The organism is Streptomyces sp. NPDC090108 (assembly GCF_044747185.1).
Lineage (GTDB): Bacteria > Actinomycetota > Actinomycetes > Streptomycetales > Streptomycetaceae > Streptomyces.
In genome coordinates this window covers 38598-54894 of record NZ_JBIVDQ010000013.1, presented here as the reverse complement: position 1 = coordinate 54894, position 16297 = coordinate 38598, and the positions used below count along the sequence as shown (strand labels likewise).

Annotated in this window: 14 protein-coding genes and 1 tRNA gene; 8 read left to right on the top strand and 7 right to left on the bottom strand. The window is 70.2% G+C overall.

The window, feature by feature from the left end; all coding sequences use genetic code 11:
- Positions 1-315 precede the first annotated feature (315 nt).
- On the bottom strand, positions 316-483 hold the full coding sequence (locus tag ACIPRD_RS32245; protein WP_356409605.1) for a hypothetical protein: 168 nt from the start codon (positions 481-483) through the stop codon (positions 316-318).
- Between the two features lie 1150 nt (positions 484-1633).
- Between ACIPRD_RS32245 and ACIPRD_RS32240 the strand changes: the two genes are divergently transcribed.
- The 4 genes from ACIPRD_RS32240 to ACIPRD_RS32225 all read left to right on the top strand — a co-directional run bounded on the left by ACIPRD_RS32240 (position 1634) and on the right by ACIPRD_RS32225 (position 6351).
- Positions 1634-4312: a Helicase associated domain protein gene (locus ACIPRD_RS32240; RefSeq protein WP_401568246.1), complete on the top strand. Its 2679-nt coding sequence runs from the start codon at positions 1634-1636 to the stop codon at positions 4310-4312.
- Between the two features lie 451 nt (positions 4313-4763).
- Positions 4764-4837 (top strand) — tRNA-Met (locus ACIPRD_RS32235).
- 528 nt (positions 4838-5365) lie between these two features.
- Positions 5366-5794, top strand: a complete 429-nt coding sequence (locus ACIPRD_RS32230; protein ID WP_401568243.1) for a phage holin family protein — start codon at positions 5366-5368, stop codon at positions 5792-5794.
- Entirely contained in the window at positions 5791-6351 is a 561-nt protein-coding gene (locus ACIPRD_RS32225; RefSeq protein WP_401568240.1) for a DUF3618 domain-containing protein, read from the top strand. Before ACIPRD_RS32230 ends, ACIPRD_RS32225 begins: the two co-directional genes overlap by 4 nt.
- A gap of 301 nt (positions 6352-6652) precedes the next feature.
- On the opposite strand, the gene ACIPRD_RS32220 is transcribed toward ACIPRD_RS32225, so the two are convergent.
- Positions 6653-7180 carry a peptidylprolyl isomerase gene (locus ACIPRD_RS32220; protein WP_401568237.1) on the bottom strand — a complete coding sequence of 176 codons (528 nt, stop codon included), beginning with the start codon at positions 7178-7180 and terminating at the stop codon, positions 6653-6655.
- A 592-nt stretch (positions 7181-7772) separates the two neighbouring features.
- Entirely contained in the window at positions 7773-8006 is a 234-nt protein-coding gene (locus tag ACIPRD_RS32215; RefSeq protein WP_401568235.1) for a hypothetical protein, read from the bottom strand.
- Between the two features lie 493 nt (positions 8007-8499).
- Between ACIPRD_RS32215 and ACIPRD_RS32210 the strand changes: the two genes are divergently transcribed.
- Positions 8500-9108 carry a hypothetical protein gene (locus tag ACIPRD_RS32210; RefSeq protein WP_356409629.1) on the top strand — a complete coding sequence of 203 codons (609 nt, stop codon included), beginning with the start codon at positions 8500-8502 and terminating at the stop codon, positions 9106-9108.
- 318 nt (positions 9109-9426) lie between these two features.
- Here ACIPRD_RS32210 and ACIPRD_RS32205 read toward each other — a convergent pair whose 3' ends face one another.
- The 3 genes from ACIPRD_RS32205 to ACIPRD_RS32195 all read right to left on the bottom strand — a co-directional run bounded on the left by ACIPRD_RS32205 (position 9427) and on the right by ACIPRD_RS32195 (position 12555).
- Positions 9427-10347, bottom strand: a complete 921-nt coding sequence (locus ACIPRD_RS32205) for an NADP-dependent oxidoreductase (RefSeq protein WP_356409632.1) — start codon at positions 10345-10347, stop codon at positions 9427-9429.
- A 285-nt stretch (positions 10348-10632) separates the two neighbouring features.
- A complete protein-coding gene (locus ACIPRD_RS32200) occupies positions 10633-11484 on the bottom strand; it encodes an NAD(P)H-binding protein (protein ID WP_356409635.1) in 852 nt (283 codons plus the stop codon).
- A 189-nt stretch (positions 11485-11673) separates the two neighbouring features.
- On the bottom strand, positions 11674-12555 hold the full coding sequence (locus ACIPRD_RS32195) for an SDR family oxidoreductase (protein WP_401568248.1): 882 nt from the start codon (positions 12553-12555) through the stop codon (positions 11674-11676).
- Positions 12556-12640: 85 nt separating this feature from the next.
- Between ACIPRD_RS32195 and ACIPRD_RS32190 the strand changes: the two genes are divergently transcribed.
- From ACIPRD_RS32190 to ACIPRD_RS32180, 3 genes are all read left to right on the top strand, one after another.
- Entirely contained in the window at positions 12641-13219 is a 579-nt protein-coding gene (locus ACIPRD_RS32190) for a helix-turn-helix domain-containing protein (RefSeq protein ID WP_356409638.1), read from the top strand.
- Positions 13220-13427: 208 nt separating this feature from the next.
- Positions 13428-14417, top strand: a complete 990-nt coding sequence (locus tag ACIPRD_RS32185) for an alpha/beta fold hydrolase (RefSeq protein WP_401568229.1) — start codon at positions 13428-13430, stop codon at positions 14415-14417.
- Between the two features lie 188 nt (positions 14418-14605).
- Positions 14606-15433, top strand: coding sequence for a methyltransferase domain-containing protein (locus tag ACIPRD_RS32180; protein WP_356409643.1), 828 nt, complete (start codon positions 14606-14608; stop codon positions 15431-15433).
- Between the two features lie 51 nt (positions 15434-15484).
- Here ACIPRD_RS32180 and ACIPRD_RS32175 read toward each other — a convergent pair whose 3' ends face one another.
- Positions 15485-16297 carry an AfsR/SARP family transcriptional regulator gene (locus tag ACIPRD_RS32175; protein ID WP_356409646.1) on the bottom strand — a complete coding sequence of 271 codons (813 nt, stop codon included), beginning with the start codon at positions 16295-16297 and terminating at the stop codon, positions 15485-15487.

Sequence of the window (16297 nt, the reverse complement as noted above, 5' to 3'; positions counted from 1 at the left end):
CCCGCGGAGCGGGTCCCATATCGCTGCGCGATATGAAAGCGAACCCCCGCGCTGCGCGCGGGGGTTGGGCTCACGCTTCGCGTGAGCGTCAGCTTCCTTGCTTCGCAAGGAAGCTGACGCTCCGTTCGCTGCGCTCTCGGAGCTGCGGGGGCTGCGCCCCCGCAGGGGGCCTTCGCTGCGCTTCGGCCCTAGTGGCGCTGTGCGCCACTAGGGCCGGCCCCGCGGTGCGGGGCCGGCGCGGCGGGCCTGCGGCCCGAGAGCGCAGCAGGCGAGGGTGGGTGCTGGCCCCTCCGGCTTCCTTCTTTTGATGCCGAGTCAGCGTCTGCGGGACCAGGTGCTGCCGATTCCCGCAACGTGCAGGGCAAGGGCAGTCAGACCCAGGAGCATGACGTTGACTGACGAGAACGTGTGGTTGGTGCTGATGACAGCTGCGTTGATCAGGAACGATGCGAAGAACAGCACTGCTGCGACTATGCCGAGCATGGTGGGGCTCCTTTCGAAGGCTGAAGCCCGTATGCCCCGCTCTCGCAGGCGTAGGCGGCTCCGTTGGAATCTCGTAGCGCGCCCGCCAGGAGCTGGCCGACAGTACCGATGCGTTGACTGGTCCCCTCAGGCGTGGGCGTGACGGGTGCGTGCCTGCTTGTTTGGGGCGGCGTGGTGTGCGGGCTGGTCTGTTGCGGGTGTGGGGAGGTGTCGCAGTGACAGGCTGGCGGTGGTGAAGAGTGCGGTGAAGACGGTCAGGAGGAGGACGGAGACCCACATCTGTCGACTTCCGGGTGTCTGCCATCCGGTCCAGGCGGCGGATGCTGCCCACAGTAGGGCGCCTATGGCGTAGAGGGAGCGGACGCGGTGCAGTTGTCGTACGGCCCGCAGGAGCGTGATGTGATCAGTCTTCGGTGCCATGAGGGGGCGGGTACCCCGAATGTGTCGTGACCATCAAGGTCTGAGCCGGCTTGTGGGGAGAGTCTGCAGGGGGCGAGGGGTTCGGTGGGGGGGGTGGCGTGTCTGCATCTTGATGTGATGCAGCATGTAGCATTGGCGTAATGGGCTGATACCCGGGAGAGGCGGTGTGTGTGGTTGTCTACGAGTATCTTCCGCATGAGCTTGTCCGTCTCGGAGTGGCTGCGAAAGCCGCTGGGCTCGATCGCAGTCGAGTCGGTGCTGAAGTGCGGCTGACTCTCGAGCGGGTGGGGAGGGCGCGGGTGGCTGCGCCTGAACCGCATAGTTTGAGTGAGCTGTGTATCGCGCTGTGGCGGTGTCGTCAGTGGGAGCCGATCGCGAGTGTGACGGGCGACGGGCAGATGCCGGTGTACGTGCCGTCTCGTGACTCGCGTGTTGTCCGCTATGAACATCAGCGGGTACAGCGGCTTGTGAGGGATGTCGCGGAGGCCGAGCGGTCAGGAGCTGACGTGGTGGCGATCGCGCGGTATCGGGTCTACCGGATCGACGCTCAATCCGTTTCCGGTTCCTCTGCCGGCCTGCCGGTCCTCAGGCTCCATCTGATGTCTCCATCTCCTGAGCGGGCCGTCGAGCAGGCTTGGGCGGTCCACGGAAGAGACGGTGGCCTCTACCAGCGTGGTGGATACCGGATTATTTCTGTGGAGCAAGCACTTCCTGGACCCGGAGAACTCTTTTGATTCAGCTCCGAGAACATCAAGTGGAACAGAAAAAGAGATTCCGGAACTGGGTCGGATTCCCTGCAAGGTCTTCCGTGCCTCCGGAGGGGGTACGGGGCACGATCGTGTCAGCGACCGGGTCGGGGAAGACGATCACCGCGGCCGCGTGTGCGCTGGAGTCGTTCGCGGACGGACGGGTCCTTGTCACCGTGCCGACTCTGGACCTGCTCGTGCAGACCGCGCAGGCATGGCGGATGGTGGGGCATCGGGCGCCGATGGTCGCGGTGTGCTCGCTGGACAACGACGCGGTCCTCGACTCGCTGGGAGTGCGGACCACCACCAACCCGATCCAGCTCGCCCTGTGGGCGGGGACAGGGCCCGTGGTCGTGTTCGCCACGTACGCCTCTCTCGTGGACCGTGAGGATCCGGAGGACCTGTTCGGTCAGGGGCGTGTCCGCGGGCCGCTGGAGGCCGCTCTGGCGGGTGGAGAGCGGCTGTACGGGCAGCGAATGAGCGGCTTCGACCTCGCCATCGTGGACGAGGCCCACTCGACTGCCGGTGATCTTGGTCGTTCCTGGGCGGCGGTCCATGACAACCAGCGGATCCCCGCCGGCTTCCGGCTCTACCTGACCGCGACCCCGCGCATCCTCGCCGCTCCCCGTCCTCAGAAGGGCGCGGAGGGCCAGGAGACGGAGATCGCGTCCATGGCCGACGATCCGAACGGGACGTACGGTGCGTGGCTCGCGGAGCTCAGTCTGTCGGAAGCTATCGAGCGGGAGATCCTGGCCGGGTTCGAGATCGATGTGCTGGAGATCCGCGATCCCTCCCCCGTGATCGGGGAGTCAGAGGCGGCCCGGCGCGGGCGGCGCCTGGCTCTGTTGCAGACGGCGCTCCTGGAGCACGCTGCGGCATACAACCTGCGGACCGTCATGACGTTCCACCAGAAGGTTGAGGAGGCGGCCGCGTTCGCGGAGAGGCTGCCGGAGACCGCGGCGGAACTGTATGTCAGCGGTGTCCGTGATGAGGATCTGGCCGCTGCGGACAAGCTGCCGGGGTCTTCCATCGGTGCGGGGTTCTATGAGCTTGAGGCAGGCCGTCACGTCCCGTCGGACCGGGTGTGGTCGGCGTGGCTGTGTGGCGACCACCTCGTGTCTGAGCGGCGTGAGGTGTTGCGGCAGTTCGCGAACGGTGTCGACGTGGCCGGGCGGCGGGTGCACCGGGCGTTCCTGGCGAGTTGTCGTGTGCTCGGGGAGGGCGTGGACATCACCGGCGAGCGCGGTGTCGATGCGGTCTGTTTCGCGGACACCCGTGGCTCGCAGGTGGAGATCGTGCAGAACATCGGCCGGGCGCTGCGACTCAACAAGGACGGCAGCACGAAGGTCGCGCGGATCATCGTGCCGGTGTTCCTGGAGCCCGGCGAGGACCCTGCCGACATGGTCGCCTCCGCGAGCTTCAGGCCGCTCGTGGCGGTGCTCCAGGGGCTGCGCAGTCATGATGAGCGGCTGGTCGAGCAGCTCGCCTCCCGCGCGCTCACCAGTGGCAGGCGCACCGTCCATGTGCAGCGGGATGAGGACGGGCGGATCGTCGGGGCCGGCGGCGGGAGCGAGGGTGAAGACCATGAGTGTGACGGCGCTGGCACAGGTGCTGTTGCCGAGTCGGCCCTGCTGCACTTCTCCGGCCCGCGGGACGCGGCGACCATCGCGGCGTTCCTGCGGACCCGGGTCTACCGGCCGGAGTCCCTGGTGTGGCTGGAGGGCTATCAGGCTCTGGTGCGCTGGCGGAAGGTGAACGGGATCACCGGCGTCCACGCCGTCCCGTACGACGTGGAGGTCGAGGTCGGGGTCACGAAGGACTTCCCGCTGGGGCGGTGGGTGCATCAGCAGAGGAAGGCGCTGCGGGCGGGTGAGCTGGAGGAGCGACGCAAGACGCTGCTCGACCTGCCGGAGGCCGGGATGGTGTGGGAGCCGGGCGAGGAAGCGTGGGAGGCGAAGCTGGCCGCGCTGCGGTCGTTCCGGCGGGTGACGGGGCACCTCGCGCCACGGCAGGACGCGGTGTGGGGCGAGAGCGAAGTCGAGGGCCTGGTGCCCATCGGGCAGTACATGGCCAACCTCCGCCGCAAAGGCGGCCTCGGGAAGGATCCGGAGCGGGCGCAGGGGCGCGCGGAGCAGTTGGCGGCGATCGATGCGGACTGGGACTGTGTGTGGTCGTTGAACTGGCAACGCCATTATCGGGTCCTTGCCGACTTGGTCGATGCCGACGGTCTCCTGCCGGTGATTGCGCCGGGTGTCGTCTTCGAGGGGGACGACCTGGGTACGTGGCTCCAGCGGCAGAAGAGTTCAGGTAGTTGGGCGCGGCTCCTTCCCGGGCAGCGGGAGCGGCTGACTGGGTTGGGTGTCCAGCCCGACCCGGTGTCGGCTCCCACTCTGGCCGCCGGTCGTGCGGCGAAGGGGCCGGAGAAGGCGCAACACGCGTTCCAGCGTGGCCTGGTGGCACTCAGGCAGTGGGTCGAACGTGAGGGTGTCCATCGGCCGGTGCCGCGCGGCCATGTTGAAGAGGTCGTAGTGGAAGGCGCGGCTGGGCCGGTGGTCGTGAGGTTGGGCGTGTGGGTTTCGAACACCAGAACCCGGTGGGGGAAGCTCTCGGATGCGCAGCGTGCCGACCTTGCCGAACTCGGTGTCGAATGGGCCAAGGTGTAGCCGGACGGGCCAGGGGGACCATCCCCGCACCCGCCGAAGACACGGGGTGGGACAGGCTGCGGTGTTCGTCGGCCGGGGACCATCCCTGTGCGGGTGGGGAGCAGCTGTGCGCGTTGGTCTGGGCGGCCGGCTGCGGGAAGTCGTCCCCGCGCATCTCGATGAAGGCGGCCACGACCACGGTCTTCAACGCTGTCACCCTGCTGTCACCGGGAAGCGGCTCGTCGGCATCGGGGTCGACGGAAACGATGACCAGGGCGGGGAGCTCGGCTTCGCTGGTGATGGCGTCCGACGCTTGGCGGCGGAATCGCAGAACGCGGGCCGGACGCGGTGCGGGCCGTACGGTGCGGGCATCGGATGACGGCGGGACGCTGGGCGGCGGCCGGGTGCTGGGCGGCGAGCCGGGTGGGGTGGGCGAGGGGGGCCTTCGGTCGGGGTATGGTGGTCCTACCGACGCGGGGTGGAGCAGCTCGGTAGCTCGCTGGGCTCATAACCCAGAGGTCGCAGGTTCAAATCCTGTCCCCGCTACGAAGCGCAGGGGCCCGGTCTCATGAGACCGGGCCCCTGTTATGTGCTGGTACGGGCGTCGTGTCGCACCGAGCCCGCATCGCGGTCTCTATCAAGTGGATCGGCCGGTCATTCGGCTGTCTCGTGTACGGAATCCAGTCCGGCCTGTTCGTCCTTGCCCCAGCACAGCGAACCTGCTGTCGCGCTGTGGTCGAAGTGGGCGAGGCCGGCGGTGCCGGGGGTAGCCGCCCGGCCGCTTCAGCTGGCGCCGCAGGATCTCGGTCGCTTCCCGCACCCGCTGCACCGCGTCGGCGGACGGGCCCGGGTCCACCGGACCGGCGGGCCCGGACGCCGTCGCCGGGGCGCCGCGCTGACCGTCGGCCACGGGTGCCCCACCAGCGGGGCTCTCGGAAATCGGTGCCCTGAAAGGGGTGTTCCGGGGTACCCGCGCAACGAAGCGAACGGCATCGGAGATACGGAGCTGCGCGCGGGCGCCCCTCGCCGCGTGCGCGCCGTACTGAAGAGAACGAATCACAGGAGGTGATCTCCATGTCGGCCACGCGGCCGCAGCAGGACGCGGTCCGGCCGTCGCCGGAACCGGAGCCGGTGGGCGAGCTGGTGCAGCGCGCCTCGCAGCAGCTCACCGAGCTGGTGCGCAGCGAAATGCGCCTGGCCCAGGCGGAGATGAAGGAGAAGGGCAGGCGGTACGGCAAGGGCGGCGGCCTGTTCGGCGGCGCCGGCGTCGTCGGATTCCTGACGTTGGAGGCGCTGGTCGCCACCGCGATCGCCGCGCTCGCGCTGGTCCTCTCGGTGTGGGCGTCAGCTCTGGTCGTGACCGCGGTGCTCGGCGCGACCGCCGCCTTGATGGCGGCCACCGGAAAGAAGGAGATCACCCGGGCCGCGCCGCCCGCGCCCCGGGAGACGATCGAGAACGTGAAGGCCGACGTGGCCGAGATCAAGGAGAGTGCGCAGCGATGACCCAGCCGCCCCACGACGAACCGACCGCGAACTCCCCCGAAGAGCTGCGCGAGCAGGTCGAACACACCCGGCAGGAACTGGGCCGGACCGTGGAGGCCCTCGCGGCCAAGGCCGATGTCAAGGCCCGCGCCCAGGAGAAGGCCACCGAGGTCAGGCAGCAGGCCGGAGCCAAGGCGGCCGTCGCCAGGGATCAGGCAGCCGCGAAGGCGGCCGAGGCGAAGGTCCAGGCGAGCGCGAAGGCCGCGGTGGTCAAGGAACAGGCGACGGTCAAGGCCGCGGAGGTGAAGGAGCAGGCCGTGGTCAAAGCCGGGGAACTCAAGGTCAAGGCTGCCGAGGTCGCCGCCCGCGTGGAGGAGCGGCTTCCCCAGCCGGTGAAGGAGAAGGCCGCCCTCGCTGCCGGGGAGACGGCCCGGCTCTGGCAGGAGAAGGCACCTGAGCCGATACGGACGACAGCGGCGCAGGGGGCCCGGTTCACCCGTGACCGGCGCGGTCTGCTTCTCGGCCTCACCGGCGTGGCGGCCCTGACGTGGCTCGTCGTCCGCCGCCGCAGGGCGTGACCCGCCGCGCCCGGTCCCGCTGTCGAAGACCTTGCGGGACCACCTCACGCGCCCGCCCGGCGCCTCGCCGGGCGGGCGCGGGCATGTCCGCGGGCTTCAGGTCTGCGCGGGCCTCAGGTCCGCCTCTGCGCGCGGGGGGAGGCGGGCGTAGGGGCGTTGGGCCGGCGGGGGGCGACTCGTGCGTCGGTGGTCGTACGTCGTCGGGGTGCGGACCATCTCCGTAGGCGCGGGGGCGACCGGGTGTCGCCCTTGAGGGTGGGCACCGCGGGAGGGGTTGCGGTGCCTCACCGGGGTGTCGTTCTCAGCTGACGCGGATCGACTCGATGACAACGTCGTCGACGGGCCGGTCTCCTGTCCCGACGGTCGTGGTGGCGATGGAGTCCACGACTTTGCGCGAGTCTTCGTCGGCGACTTCGCCGAAGATCGTGTGCTTGAAGTTCAGCCAGGTCGTCGGGGCGACGGTGATGAAGAACTGCGAGCCGTTCGTGCTGGGGCCGCTGTTCGCCATGGCCAGCAGGTAGGGGCGGTCGAACTGCAGTTCCGGGTGGAACTCGTCCGCGAACTTGTAGCCGGGGCCGCCCCGGCCGGTGCCGGTGGGGTCTCCCCCTTGGAGCATGAAGCCGTCGATGACGCGGTGAAACACCGATCCGTCGTAGAAGGGGCCCGAGGTCTCGCCCTTGGCGTTCTTCTCGGTGTACTCGCGTGACCCGTCGGAGAGCCCCACGAAGTTCGCGACCGTCTTGGGCGCGTGGTTGGGGAAGAGATTCACGCGGATCTCTCCATGGGACGTCTGGATGCTGGCGATCGGGTTGCCCGTCTGCTCGGCCACTTGCAGTCCTTAGCTCGTTACTTTCTGTGCCCGCTCAGTGTGCCGCGCGATTGATCCGTCCGGCCAGTCCGTTCGACTCCCGCGTGGCAAATGCCGTACACGGACGCGTCCTCGGCGTTCAAGGCCGTCCCGTGTGCGGTGGTTTCCCTCTTCCCAGTGCTGGTCGGTGATTCGCCCTGCACCGCTTGTACACCGGCCGCTGTGCCTCCTGCTCAGCGGCACAGCGCCGCTCTCCCTCCTCGCGAAAGAGGACGTCGCCGACAGGGCGCCCGGCACGGCCGCGGACGAGGTCCACGGCGTGTTTGTCCGCGTCCTCGGTTCGGCGGTCGGTCTCCTGCAGCAGCCCGGTGCATCGGCCGCCGGGTCCGCACCGCGAGATCCGCCCGCTGCACGCAGCCGTTGTCGAGCCGGTGGCCGATGCCTGATCGAGGGTGCTCTCGCCGCTGAGTCATAGGTGTTCTCGTAACTCACCATCAAAGCAACGGGCCCTGCCCGCGCTCGTACGATCCGGTGGCTGGAGCAGCGGACTCCCGGCCCTCCCGTCTCTGGCAGGGAGACGGGTATCTCCTAGCTCACAGGCGGGCTCGGTGGCTCATGGCGCATGGGAAGCATCGGTGGCGCGTTCTGTGGCGGCCGCCGCCTCGGCGAGTGTACGGACGACCAGCAGGGCTGTTTCCGTGTCTCGGATCCCGGTCGACTCCGCCTGCTCCACGACCATCTGCGCCGCTGCGTGAGCCGTGGTGAGCGCCAGCGAGTACTCCTTCAGGAGCAGGTCCCTGCCGATGATCTCGATGAAGGTGCCGAGGTGGGGTACGGCGTCGTACAAGTTCCTGCCATCAGCCCATACGGCTTCCTGGGTCCTCCGTCATGACAGAGATCATCTCAGGATCGCGTGGCCGGCCGTACGGCCTGGGGCGTCGGTCGGCTGGGGTGAGGGCTTGGTCGAAGAGGGTGTGGTGGTGGGGGGGCCGTTGTTGTGTTGTCGGACCATGCGGTCTGTTTTCGTGGTGCCTTTGAGATGGGTGGCGGGTGGAGCGTCTTGTGTTCTGAAGGTGCTATGGGTGGTATCTACCGTAAACTCTGTTTTAGTTCCTGCGTGGTACCCAACGCACCGAAATGCAACTGCCATTTGATCCCCAACGCCATGACGGGGGACACTACCCGGCGGATGCGTGTTCCCGGCCGAGCCGGACTCGTCTCTTCGGCTTCCCGTGCAGGTTCGCTCGAAGTCAATTACCCAACGATTACTGAGCAGTTGACCTCAGGTTTTCGTGGTAATGTCCTTGTTCTGAGGGATAGAGCAACCTGAAAGGGAAATCGTGAACACGGAGAAGATAGCCGCCCGCCGCCTCTCTCTGGAAGAGGTGACGGAGCTCGACACGAAGGACAGGATCTTCGTTTCCGCCGACACGGAAGAACTCAAGCTTCCCGGCTGCTATGTCCCTGCCTTTCTGACCAAGTCCGGTGAGAATTTCGAGGGTGGCTCGATCACGGCGCGGACCGTATTCCAGGAAGAGGTGTCCTGCCTTCCTGACGACGAGAACGAAGCCGGAATCTACCTGGCCGACGAGAACGGCTCGGTGACCATCGAGGTCCTCCAGTCCGCCGGTGTCGTGCTGGACCTGGCGCTGTTCGTCCCCAGCGGGGACAAGGGGGCCCTCTCGGCCCTTTACGCCGCGGCCCGGCAGGCGTTCGGCGCCGATGTCGTGCAGATCTGGCGCCAGGGCCTCAAGGAGGTTCCCGACGTCAAGGTCGACATCTTCGAGGAGCAGGTTCCCCGGGGGCGCAAGGGGGGCGACAGCCCCAAGCGTGACCGTCGCGCGATCGACACCTACCCCACCCGTGCGGACTTCATCGAGTTCACCTCGGGGTGGAAGCCGGTCATCGAGGTTCACAAGCCGGCTGTTGACGACACGCCGACCATCTGAGGCGACGTCATCTCTCGTTCTCGGCGCCTGAGAGAAGGCCGGGAGTGCGTGCGTCGCACCTGGTCGAGCTCTGCATGGTCCGGGGAGCGGTCGGGAATTGCCCGCGGGCGTCGAAGCGGTGTTCCGCTCGATGGCCTCGCGGGGCGGCCCGTCTGATCGAAGCCGAAGTCCTGAAAGTTGTTCTGCGACAGCTTTCAGGGCTTCGGCTTTTCTCGCGGCCGGTCGTCTGCCGGCAGTCCGGGCGTACGGCCCGGCCGCTCGTCCCAGGTGTAGGGCAACGTGCCGGAGCGCCGGGTGGCCCGTGGTGCCGGCCGCCGCTCATTCCTCGGCGACGCGGATGATCGTCTTGCCCGGGGTGCGCTTGTCCGGTGAGAAGGCGGAGGCCGCGTCGGCGAGTGGCCGGACGGCGCCGATGACCGGCTTCAGGCGGCCGTCCCTCAGGCGCTGGGCGAGGTCGGCCAGGCGGATGCGGTCGGGTTCGACGACGAAGAAGACGGCGCGGCCGTCGCGGGGGCGGACGGTGACCGGTTCGGCGATGGTGACCAGGGTGCCGCCGGGACGTACCAGCGCGGCGGAGCGTGCGAGGATCTCGCCACCGATCACGTCGAGGACGACGTCCACCTCGCCGGCGTCCTCCGGTTTCCCGGCCTGGAGGTCGACGAACGCGTGCGCGCCCAGGCCCAGTACGGTGGCGCGGTCGCCGGAGCGGCCGGTGCCGATGACGCGGGCGCCTGCCTCGCGGGCCAGCTGCACGGCGAGGGAGCCGACACCGCCCGCGGCACCGTGGATGAGCACGCTCTGGCCGGTGAGGAGGCGGGCGTGGTCGAACAGGGCCTGGTAGGCGGTGAGCCCCGAGATCGGCAGCGCGGCGGCCGTGATGTGGTCGACGTCGGCCGGGAGCGGGGCGAGGTTGCGGGCCTCCACCGCCGTGTACTGGGCGAGTGAGCCGTCGCGGGTCCAGTCGGTCAGTCCGAACACGCGCTGGCCGACCGTCAGGCCCGTGGTGCCGTAGCCGAGTTCCGTGACCACGCCGGACAGCTCGTGGCCCGGCACGCTCGGGGTCCGGTCGTGGCCGGCCCGGTCGGTCCAGGTGCCGGGCCAGGCCAGCTCGCCCGGGGTGAATCCGGCGGCGTGGACCTTCACGATCACGTCGTTCTCGGCGGCGTGCGGGTGAGGCAGCTCGGAGAGGGTCAGACCGCTGACACCGGCATCGCGGTCCCGGACGGTGATGGCTTGCATGAGAGGTTCCACTTCTGGGCGGGGAAGGCGGTGGCGGCGGTGGCTGCCCTGCCGGGCCGGGTCTGCCGCTGCCGGGCGTCGGGTGTCCGACGGAAGAGAGGTGACCGGGCCGGTCGCGTTCCAAGCCTACGAACGGTGAAGCCTCAGCCTCTGGGCCAATCGCGACTGGTGCCGGTGGGCCATTGCCCGCACTCCGGCTGTCCACTCCGGGCGGCCTGGGCCGGCGGGGCAGCCCGGGCAGCGTAGAGCCGGCCGGGGCTCGTAGAGCCGACCCGGGCGGCGGGTTCAGCGGAAGTCGTCGGTGTGGTCGGCGGCCCACTGGGCGTAGGTGTGTGCCGGGGTGCCGGTGATCTTCTCGGTGATGGCGGAGGTCGCGGCCGCGACGCCGTCGGCGGCGGCCCACTGGCTCACGATCGCGTCGGCCACGACCGGGTGCATGGTGGCGGCGATCTCCGCGCGGGCCTGCTCCTCGGAGACGTGCTCGACGCGGATGCGGCGGCCGACGGCCTCGCCGATGTGCTCGACCTGGCGTCGCAGGGTCAGGGACTCGGCCCCGTGGACGGTGTAGGCCTGGTGCGCGTGGCCCGGTTCGGTCAGGGCGGTCACCGCCAGTGCCGCGAGGTCCTTCTCGTGCACCGGTGCCGACTGGGCGAGCGGGTAGGGCAGGCGGACGGTGTCGTGGTCGCGGATCGATCCGGCCCACCAGGTGCGGGTGTTGGCCGCGAACGTCCCCGGTCTGAGGAACGTCCAGTCCATGCCGGAGCGTTGGAGGGCCTGCTCGATCGTGCGGTTCAGGCGGGTGACCGGGTGGTGGGCGTCGGGGTCCAGGACGACCGACACCGACGAGAGCAGGACCACGTGCCGGATCCCCGCGGCGACGGCCGCCGCGGCGACCTTCTCGATGTCGTAGGGCCGGTGGGGGTCGAGCATGCCGTACAGGAACATCCGGTCGGCGCCGTCGAGCGCCGCGGGCAGCGTCTCGGGGCGGTCCAGGTCGGCGACGACCGTTTCGCACCCGGGGGCCGGGTCCGCGGCGGGGGTCCTGTTGACCGCTCTGACCTGTTCGCCGGCGGCCAGCAGGCCATCGGCCACGTGACGAGCGACGTTGCCGCGAGCGCCTAGGACGACTGCCACCATGAGGGAACCTCCTGCTTGTCGTGGACGTGAGTTGCCGCGTGGGCGCGGGTGGTGCGGGGGGGTACGAAGGGTGCGGGGGGCCGCTGTCGGTGCGAGTGCCGGCGGCGGGTGCGCCCGGGGCGCAGGGTGCCGGGCGTCGGGCGCAGGGCGCAGGGCGTCGGGCGCCGGGCGCAGGGCGCAGGGCGTCGGTCAGGGCCGGATGTTCTCCAGGTCTGCGAGGAGGCCGGGGTGCTCCGGCTCCCAGCCGAGTGCCTGCCGGGTGCGGGTGCTGGACGAGGGCTGGTCGGTGGTGAAGATCGGGCCGAGCGGGCCGTAGGTCTCCTCCGGCACCGGCCCGACCGGCAGGCCCAGCCGTCGGCCGATGACGGCCGCGATGTCCCGTACCCGGTCGCCCTCGTCGGCCACGGCGTGCCAGGCGGTTCCGGCTTCGGCCTTCTCCAGGGCGAGGCGGAAGAGGACAGCCGCGTCGAGTGCGTGGACGGCGGGCCAGCGCTGTGTGCCGTCGCCGGGGTAGCCGGAGGTCCCGCTCCGGCGCGCGATGCCGGTCAGCAGGCCGGCGAAGCCGCCCGTGCCGTCGTGGTGCACCGTGCGCGGCAGGCGTACGGACGTTGCCCGGACCCCGTGTGAGGCCAGGCCCAGGATCGCTGTGACGGTGCGGCCGCGGCCGCCGACCGGTCCGTCGGTCGGTACCGGGTCGGTCTCGGTGGAGGGGCGGCCCGGTGTCCAGGGCGTGCCGGAGACGGTGACCAGGGGGCGGTCGCTGCCGAGGAGTTCCTCGCCGAGGGCGGTGAGGGCGGCGGTCTCCTCGGCGACGTTGCGGGCGAGGGCCTCGGGGCTGCTGAAGTCGTTGCCGAAGGCCAGGTGGATCACCCCGTCGGCCCGGGCGGCGCCGGAGCGCAGTACGTCCAGGTCGGCGAGGCTTCCGCGCAGCGGCTCGGCGCCGGCTGCCCCGGCGGTCTGTGCGGAGGCGTCGGAGCGGGCCAGTGCGAGGACGGTGTGGCCCTTGCCGATGAGTTCGGCGACGACGGCGGAGCCGATCAGGCCGGTGCCGCCGGTGACGAAGACGCGCATGGAACCCTCCCAGAAGTGATGGGACTCTTGTCCCGTCACAGTAGCAGGGTGATGGGACAGGAGTCCCATCACTTATGCTGGCCCCATGGGTCGATGGGAACCAGGTGCGCGTGAACGCCTCGTCGTGGCCGCGGTGGACCTGTTCACGGAGCAGGGGTACGACGCGACGACGGTCGCGCAGATCGCCGAGCGTGCGGGGGTCACCAAGAGCACCTTCTTCCGGCACTTCCCCGACAAGCGCGAGCTGCTGGTCGCCGGGCAGGAGACGCTGAGCCGGCTGCTGGCCGAGGGGATCGCCGACGCGCCCGGTGACGCCGGCCCGCTCCAGGCGGTCGCCGCCGGTCTCGAGCGCGCCTCGACCGCGATGGGCCCCGGGAGCCGCGAGCTCGCCCCCCGCCTGAAGGCGGCCGTCGCCGCCAGCACCGAGCTCCAGGAGCGTGACGCCCTCAAGACCGTGAGTCTCGCGGCCGCGATGACGACCGCTCTGCTCGCCCGCGGCGTACCCGGTCCGACCGCGGCTCTCGCGGGCGAGCTGGGCGTCCTCGCGTTCAAGCGGGGGTACGCCGCATGGGCCGAGGACGAGCGTGGAGCCGGGAACGGGCTCGCCGGGTACATCCTGGCGGCCCTGGACGAACTGCGTGCGGCGAGCGCCTCGTTGGGCTGACGGGTGGCCTCCGGTGCCGGTGCGGAGGAGGGGCGGCCGCAGCGGCGCGTCCGGGGCTGTCACCGTCGCCGTCGCGCCGCCCGCCGCGGCCGTGCCGCCTCGGTTTGCCGAGTCGGTTTGCCGAGTCGGCAAAGGTGTTCGCGCCGCGCGGTGGCCGCGCCGCATGATCGGTGGGTCACCGCGGCCGCCCGTGAACCGAGGAGAAGCGATGCACCAGCCCGAGCCGTCCGCCGGCCTGCGCCACCGCACCATCGAGGCACCCGCCGGGCGTCTGCACCTGGTCGAGCAGGGCACCGGACCGCTGGTGCTGCTCGTCCACGGCTTCCCCGAGAGCTGGTACTCCTGGCGCCGTCAGCTCCCGGCCCTCGCGGCGGCGGGGTACCGGGCCGTGGCGCTCGATGTGCGCGGCTACGGCCGCTCCTCCAAGCCGGCCGCGACGGACGCCTACCGGATGCTCGACCTGGTGGAGGACAACGTCGCCCTGGTGCGCGCCCTGGGTGAGGAGCGGGCGGTGGTCGTCGGGCACGACTGGGGCTCCGGCATCGCGGCGGTCTCCGCCCTGCTCCGCCCCGAGGTCTTCCGCGCCGTCGCACTGCTGAGCGTCCCCTACGCGCCGCCCGGCGGCCCCCGCCCCAGCGACGTCTTCGCGCGGATGGGCGGCGACCAGGAGTTCTACGTCTCGTACTTCCAGGAGCCCGGCCGGGCCGAAGCGGAGATGGAGCCCGACCTGCGGGGCTGGCTCGCGGGCTTCTACGCGGCCATGTCCGCCGACACCATGCCCGGCCGGGGCGAGCCCGACCCGCACTTCGTGGCCCGCGCCGGCGGCCGGCTGCGCGACCGCTTCCCCGGCGGCAGGCTGCCCGCCTGGCTGACCGAGGACGACCTCGACGTGTACGCCGGGGAGTTCGAGCGCACCGGGATGACCGGGGCCCTCAACCGCTACCGCAACATGGACCGCGACTGGGAGGACCTCGCCCCGTACGGCGGAGCCCCGATCGAGCAGCCGTCCCTGTTCATCGGCGGCGCCCTGGACGCTTCCACGACCTGGATGGCCGACGCGATCGACGCCTACCCGGTCACCCTCCCCGCCCTGCACTCCGCCCACATCCTGGACGGCTGCGGGCACTGGGTCCAGCAGGAGCGTCCCGAGGAGGTCAACCGCCTGCTGATCGCGTGGCTCGCCTCTCTCCAGGACTGAGGCGCGGGGTCGCCCGCTCCTCCCGGCGGCGGGAGGAGCAGGCCCGGCGGTGGTGGTGACGCGCCGGGAAGCGGAACCCGGCTCGGCCGAGGGCGGGGTTCGGTTCAGTGGGGAGTCAGCGGTGGTGGGGAGGATCGGCGGCAGGACGCATCACCGACGCTGGCCATCACATCGAAGAGAGGCCTCTCTTGGACACCGCCACTGACCGCGACCGCATGCAGAGCAACCAGGAAGGCTGGAACCGGCGAGCCCTGGCACACATCGACTCGTCCTACTACGATCTGGACACCTTCCGGGCCGGGAAGAGCAGTCTGCGCTCGCTGGAGCTGGAGGCGCTCGGTGACGTATCCGGCAAGGACTTCCTGCACCTGCAGTGCCACATCGGGCTGAACGCGATCTCCTGGGCCCGGCGCGGCGCCAACGTCACCGCGGTGGACTTCGCCGACCAGGCTCTCGAGATCGGCCGGGACCTGGCCAGGGGCCTGAACGTGGACATCGACTTCGTCCACTCCAACATCTACGACCTGCCCGAGGTGCTGAAGAGCTCCTTCGACATCGTCTACACCGACTACGGGGTGCTCAACCTCCTGCCGGACCTGGCCGGCTGGGCGAAGATCATCGCGCACTTCCTCAAGCCCGGCGGTGTCTTCCACATCGTGGAGATCCACCCGATCCTCGGCGCGTTCGCCGAGGTCGACGGTGAACTGCGGCTGCGCTCGGAGCTGTTCGAGAAGGGGGTGCGGGAGTACGAGGTCAACCTCACCTACGGGGACGCGTACGAGGAGGCCAAGGAGATCGATCCGTACCAGCAGTTCGCCTGGCCGTGGAACCTGTCCACCGTGTTCACGGCGCTGCTGCAGGCGGGTCTGCAGATCGAGACGTTCACCGAGGTGCCGGTGGACTGCCGGCAGCGTCTGTCCTCCATGGTCCGTGACCCGCAGGACGAGGGGTTCTGGCGTCTGCCCGGCGACCCGATCCCGCTGACGTGGACCCTCTCGGCGCGCAAGCCGCTGTAGCCGCCCCGGTGGTGGTGCGGGCCGGTCACGAGCCGTGACCGGCCCGCACGGCTATCCGACGCCGACGGCCTCGGCCACCAGTTGTTCCGCCCGCACGCCGCGCAGGAGGGCCAGTTCCAGCGAGTTGATCTGTTCGCCCGCTTCGATGCCCAGTTCGTCGACGAGCAGGCGGCGGGCCCCGCGGCACGCGGACAGGGCCTGGGCGGTGCGTTCGCAGCAGTACAGGGCGAGGATGCGACGGCGCTGGAAGCCCTGGTGGAGCGGGTCGGCGGCGACGAGTCCGGCCAGTTCCGCCAGGGCTTCGGCGTGTCTGCCCATGGCCAGGTCGAGGTCGAGGCGGCGTTCGAGGATCATCTGCCGGCGTTCCTGCAGCCGTGCGGATTCCGAGAGGGCGAACACGCCGTCCAGGCCGTCCAGGGGCGCTCCGTGCCACAGGTCGAGCGCGGCGCACAGGATGAGGTGGGCCTCGGCCAGGCGGCCGGCCGCCGAGGCGCGTTCGCTCCTGGCCACGGCCTGCTCGAACGCGTGGACGTCGATGCCGGCGGGCGGGGCGTTGAGCACGTATCCGTCGTGCCTGGTCTCCAGGCATTCCTGTCCGCCGGTGATCTCCGCCAGGGCCCGGCGCAGGGCGCAGATGTGGACGTGGACCTGGTTGCGGGCGCCGGCGGGCGCGTCCGTGGGCCACAGGACGCTGACGATGCGTGAGAAGGGGACAGGCCTGTTGGGTTCTAACGCGAGTAATGCCAGCAGGAGGCGCTGCTTGCGCCGGGGCAGGGGGATCGGTACATCTCCGGCAAGGATGCCAACCTGACCGAGAATGCGGACATAATTACCCGAAAGAATGCCGACACCGTGGGGGGCCAT